The following is a 5,499-nucleotide window of genomic DNA, read 5'->3' on the forward strand; positions in this document are numbered from 1 at the left end:
TGATCAGGTTTAAAATTTCAGGCACAGTTCAGATCCAGGCTTGCTGAATTCTCGATGCTTGGTTCTGTTAAACCAATTTACTTTTAGCTGTTTTGGTTACGGGCGATCTTCATTTATGCCCATAATGAGTATCGATTTTCCGATTGACGTCAATATGCTTACCGGTAGTTTAGTGTTCAGTGGCGTCGAGCAAGCGCTGCCTACAGAGTATCCAACGTTGGTATATGATTTCAAGGAGCCTGGACTTGATGCAGATGGCGATGAGTTGGCGCGATTCAAGAAGATAACCTCAGATTATTATGACTTCGATCTAGATGGCGAGAATGACACCATAGTTTGTGGCGCCTTGAATGAAGATCATTTGTTTGTGCCCATTGCAAATGGCTTGAACGGTTGTTCAGCGTTCGATTATCAGGGTATCTATTTATCTTCATCAGTAAACAGACCTTATATTTGCCCGGACGACCCGCTATTACCCCTGTGTCAGCCTCAATTTGTCCGGCTAATCGATATTGAAAAAGTTGATAGAGATATAGGGCTTGTTGTCAGGATGTCTCACTTAGACATTCAAGATACCGATATCTTTGTGGTCAGGAAAGCGACCGGACAGCTTGTTTCCATGCGCCAGGGCTTGAAAGATAATGAGCGTGCTTACCCATATTCAGGCAACTCAATTAATACGCAAGTTGTTGGCACGCAAGTGGACTTCAGAATGATCATCCGAGGTGCGGATGCTGAGTTTTCCAGAGCCTTGTCCAACTACTCAAAGAAATCCTTCGATCAATGGCAACAAGAAAGCAACATGGCTCCAGAGTTTTATAGTCAGAAGAATTCGGACCATATTCGATCCGGTGAGGCACTCGAAGTCTGGGCAATAAACCGTGTTACGGGTTACATCGGGTCCCAAGAGGTTGTGGTGGGTAAAGATCAATTGGACGAAGGCTACTTGGATTCCGCCGTTAACCTTATTGAAATGCGGCCTCCAAATCTGAAGATATGGGCAGAACGGAAATACACAATTGAAGACGGGCTCGATGCCGGAAGCGAAGTGCAATATATCATCGGCAATGAAGGTATCGGCGAAGCGAATGATGCTTTTATCAAAATCACTACCGCTTGGTACAGCGAGGATGGCTCGCCAATCCCGGATGTAATAGGAGCATATGGTTATACGGGTCGGTTGGCTTATATCAGCGCTGAGAATGAGCTGGCGGAATCCTCCGCCAGTGGACAAGCGCGCTTTTCCGTTACTCCCGGTACCCATTCTGAAGTCGTGCGTATTCCGAACGGTGCGGAAGGATTGAATAATGAGCACTACTATATTCAGGTAAATGCGTTACCCGCGCAGGAGTTCGACGACTTCGCATTAAAAGCAAATACAGGTGAGCAAGAAAATCGCGACAGCGACATTAATTTTGATGGTGTTGCCGAGAATTTATATCGACCGGAAAGATTCGTACCATTCAAAACACCACAATTTAACGAAGAACTCAGCACCCTTCAGAAGCAAGCCTATCTGTTAGAGTTTAATCGCCGTGAAGGTGAAGGTGTATCGACAGATAACATGTCGGAGCCGCCTCTTGTTTACGATTGGTACTACCGACCCGACTACCAGTTCAGCGTGTACGATTTAGAGTTAAATCAAATCCAGATTGCACAGTTTTCGGAAACCGGTGAGCGCAAGCCGAATTCAGACGAGTTTGACTTGCTGAAAACGGGAGAAAACTTCATTTCACCATCCAGCATTATCGATATCCTGTATCAGCTGAATGAGATTGAGCAAACGCCTTTGCAGCGTTTCGATGGCGAACAAACATTAACATTAGCGCTTGGGCAAACAGAAACCAAGGTCACGTTTACAGAAAATCAACACTTTCTGTTTGAAAACCTGAATTTTTTTAGTCAACTCGGCAGTGAAGATTATTTAACCCTCGCGCTATATAGCAATGAAGACAGTGCCAACCTGTTGTATCAGTACGCGTTTGAATCAGAAGGATTGTTGGTCTACTACAACATACCTGCTGTTTCCAATAATGAAACACGAATGAAGCAAGTCGACTATCGTGGTCCTGACCCAGACAACGGGCACGATCATGTTCATGACGCCCCAGTTATTCGTACACTGGGAGGAATGCGCCTGAAATACGCATATCTACCACCCAAAATTCAAAACGCCGAAGGCCAATTTGTTGAGATGGTACCGGAGCACTTTAACGTAACGTTTCGTGGATCGAATGGCTGGTTATGCAAACACCAAGTCGGCTACTTAAATGAATACGATCAGCACGCTGATTGTTTGCTGACGATTGACGGACAAGAAATAGAAATGATGCCAGAGCGGAAAATACTGCACAGCTTCCAGAACGAAGTACCCGCGAATGTCTGGGCCTTCTGGTGGGAGCCAACCAGCGACACGGGTGTTTCTGGCTCCCCAGCAACGGAAGAGTCATCATCCCGCTGGGAGAATGACTTAGAGATTGAATTCACATTGAATATTGATTACCCCGGTAATGCCGAAGAAACCCAAGAACTTTTTTTTTAACTCGCGAGTTAGGTCCGCCCGCAAACGATGGTGACCCATTAATGCAAGGGGACGATGTGGCCATGTTAGAAAGTCTGCTCTGGCATTTTGGGGTGAGTCCGCAATGGGGCTTTCCAGGTCGCCAAGGTGACCGAATTGACAATATCGCTGCTGTCGCAGGAATGTGTGATTATGCGTTACCCAGAAACGAATTCTCTGGTGGTTGGGAATATCGTTACGGAACAGTTATTAATAATCCTGAAACAGGCGTAAGGGATGTTGACGCAACAAATTGCCACCTAAGAAAAGGGTCAATTGAAGCAATGGTGCGGCGTTTCTCTGCAAGGAATGTCAATGGCAACAGGCATACAGTACGGCAGCAAGACCTCGATAACCCATTGTATGGCCGCACAACGAATGATTTCCTAGGTTGGGTATCTGCAGCTTGGAGTGACTATTCGAGAGCCATTCTCGAATATGAAGATGGTTTGATCGATATCCAATCTAATGCAGATTTAGCTCAGTTCACTCTTTGGGTAACCGAAGCGACTAATATTTGGCAAAACGGGGTTGCGGATCATCTTAACCGCGTACCGGCGGGTGTATATACAAACGCCCGTCACGACGGTATTTTAACCATCGCCGGTTTGACTTCAAATGCAACTACCAATCGTGAAGTATTATTAAGTGAATGGATTCAAGAAGAAGCACGATATCATTGGGGGCGAGGGTCACCAGTGACACCTTATCGCATGTATGAAGGCGGCGCAGATGAGCATGGTAGTATGAGTTTTAGCCAATTGCTTTATAGAGCGCGTTACAGTAATTACGCATGTACAGCGCATGGAGAAATCGGTTTGAATTTATATTCACCATTAGATCAGACTAAGAGTTTTGTCATTCACACGGCATCGAATGCGACAACCGCAGATGGGTTGGCGAGTTGTGAAGGTGGTTTTCACAAATCTTTTATATCTGGGCGATACCAGCAAACCTTCGCGAACGATAACGCTCAATTTAGGGCTGCCGCTGCAAATGTAGATGACTTGGTCGGTTATCGTCACGCTGATGGCAACATTATTCCAGTTCCGGAACAGGAAGATGAGTACGATTTACTCAGCAAGGCTATTGCGGGTTATAACGGAGCCGATGGTTGGTTAAGTGCTCACAGTTTTGCAAAGCTCATTAAGTATGGCCGATTTAAAGCTAATAGCGATCGCAATAGTAATGACACAGGTGTTTGCCATTCCTGTCGTTACGCCATACAAGCGAAAGAAGAACTCTTTGGGGGTAACTTAAGAACCTTCATTTGGCAAGGCGGCCCAAACGGTGGCAACGAAGATGTTAATGGTGACGGAGTGATTGCGAATGTCGGTGAATTGGGTGAAGTCGGATTTATCCAAGAAATAAATTTGCCAGGTGTGCCTTGGTGTTTTGCGTATGGCGAGGAAGAGTGGACTACGTATACTGTAAATGGCGATGGCAGTATCACTTACGGGCCAACATTTACTGTAGCCAAAGAGCAATCTGAACGCTTTCAAAATAATAGAGAAAGAGAAGGCGATGAAGATTATAGGAGTCCTTGCAATGAATAAAATTCTAACATTTGTTTTGTTGTCCTCTGTAAGTATGAATGGTTTTGGTTTCGAACTTTTAAACGGATCGGAACATAGAGATACAATAGGTTTTTCTGAAGCTGACAAATTGCAGATCTGGGATTACGAAGATTGGGTATCACCTACGATCAAAGATAAGTTTTCGTCAATAGTTGCTTTTCATGAATCGGCAGATATAGCATTTGTGTTGTCAAGAAGTTTACATATTGGCGAAATTGATGTGCAGGAGAAATTATATTTAGGCAACTGGCCGCTAAATTACAGCCCTTACCAATACACCCCCAAACTCGCGAATGAACAACACCGTGCTATCGATACGTTTCTAATAAAAACATTCGACCTCGAATCCGGTGGCATAGGGCCGGGTTGCATGGGCAACACGCCTTTGCGATATGGCGATATTGAAAATGATGGTGAATCAGAAATTGTTCTAACACTAGGTCGAATTTTTGTTGTTTTTTCCCCTAAATATGAACGGGTAGTATTCTCAGACTATGTTCGCCTGGTCGATGAATTAGATCCCGCTTCCTACCAAAGATTATACGGCGACCAAGCTTTCCCAGAAGCGCAATTCGTATCGGATTTGGCAGCAATTAATGGCTATCCAAGGATGCCCGCAATTCGCTATTACACCAAAGTATTCACTGGAGATTTCGATGAAGATGGCTACCCAGATATTATTTCTTGGCACAAAGGCTATCTTTCACGCAGGTCGGACGATGCCACTTCAGGCTATGAATTGAAAGAGGAAGCTTGGACGCATTATGAGCGTGATTTAGTAGCGCAAGAAAGTTCCAAAAATGGGATTACAGGGCACTACATTCCTCAAGAAACTGCCGAGTCCGACATCCAAGACTGGCTCGCGGAGAACAACCTCACCTGGAGCAAAGGCAACCCGGCAAAGTCCGAATGCCCCGGTGAAGAAGGCCAGCTGATACCCGAAATGCACGACCCCCTGTTAAACGACCCGGATGTTTTAAAATAACGTTTTTTAAACACCACTAAGCTCGCGTTGGCGGGCTTTTTTATTAGCTTACTGAGTGTATTGGTTTTTCGATTCACTCAGCCTACTTCACGGCTAAATTTCAAACGTAAAATGCGATTGCTGCTTTACAGAATGAGCGCTGGTCCTTCGTTCGTCTTAACACCGCCAACGATTTTTCTGTTTTTTGTAAGTTTTAACTGACTTATCACAAAAAATTTGACTTTTCTTCGACTCTCTTCTATCGACGCTTTAATGACCCACTGATATAATGCCTCGGTTTTATAGAACGGAATAGGTGCACGGATTGCATGGCGAAAGGTTTCGCCAAACTTTGCTTCGTGCGCGAAAACCCATTTAACTTGCGACGAAGTACTCAA

3 protein-coding genes are annotated in these 5,499 nt (G+C 44.8%); all 3 read left to right on the forward strand.

Features of this window, described 5'->3' with window-relative positions:
• Positions 1 to 115 precede the first annotated feature (115 nt).
• Genes IYN85_RS11100 through IYN85_RS11110 form a run of 3 tightly spaced genes read left to right on the forward strand, consistent with a single transcriptional unit; the run spans position 116 to position 5,122 of the window.
• Entirely contained in the window at positions 116 to 2,542 is a 2,427-nt protein-coding gene (locus IYN85_RS11100; protein ID WP_196158963.1) for a hypothetical protein, read from the forward strand.
• A 56-nt stretch (positions 2,543 to 2,598) separates the two neighbouring features.
• On the forward strand, positions 2,599 to 4,116 hold the full coding sequence (locus IYN85_RS11105) for a hypothetical protein (RefSeq protein WP_196158964.1): 1,518 nt from the start codon (positions 2,599 to 2,601) through the stop codon (positions 4,114 to 4,116).
• Positions 4,109 to 5,122 carry a hypothetical protein gene (locus IYN85_RS11110; protein ID WP_196158965.1) on the forward strand — a complete coding sequence of 338 codons (1,014 nt, stop codon included), beginning with the start codon at positions 4,109 to 4,111 and terminating at the stop codon, positions 5,120 to 5,122. Before IYN85_RS11105 ends, IYN85_RS11110 begins: the two co-directional genes overlap by 8 nt.
• Positions 5,123 to 5,499 lie beyond the last annotated feature (377 nt).

Source organism: Reinekea sp. G2M2-21 (genome assembly GCF_015687175.1).
In the GTDB taxonomy this organism is placed as follows: Bacteria; Pseudomonadota; Gammaproteobacteria; order Pseudomonadales; family Natronospirillaceae; genus Reinekea.

Excerpts from the sequence above, each read along its gene's own strand:
- IYN85_RS11100 (WP_196158963.1), top strand. The coding sequence starts at position 116 with ATGCCCATAATGAGTATCGATTTTCCGATTGACGTCAATATGCTTACC.
- IYN85_RS11110 (WP_196158965.1), top strand. The coding sequence starts at position 4,109 with ATGAATAAAATTCTAACATTTGTTTTGTTGTCCTCTGTAAGTATGAAT.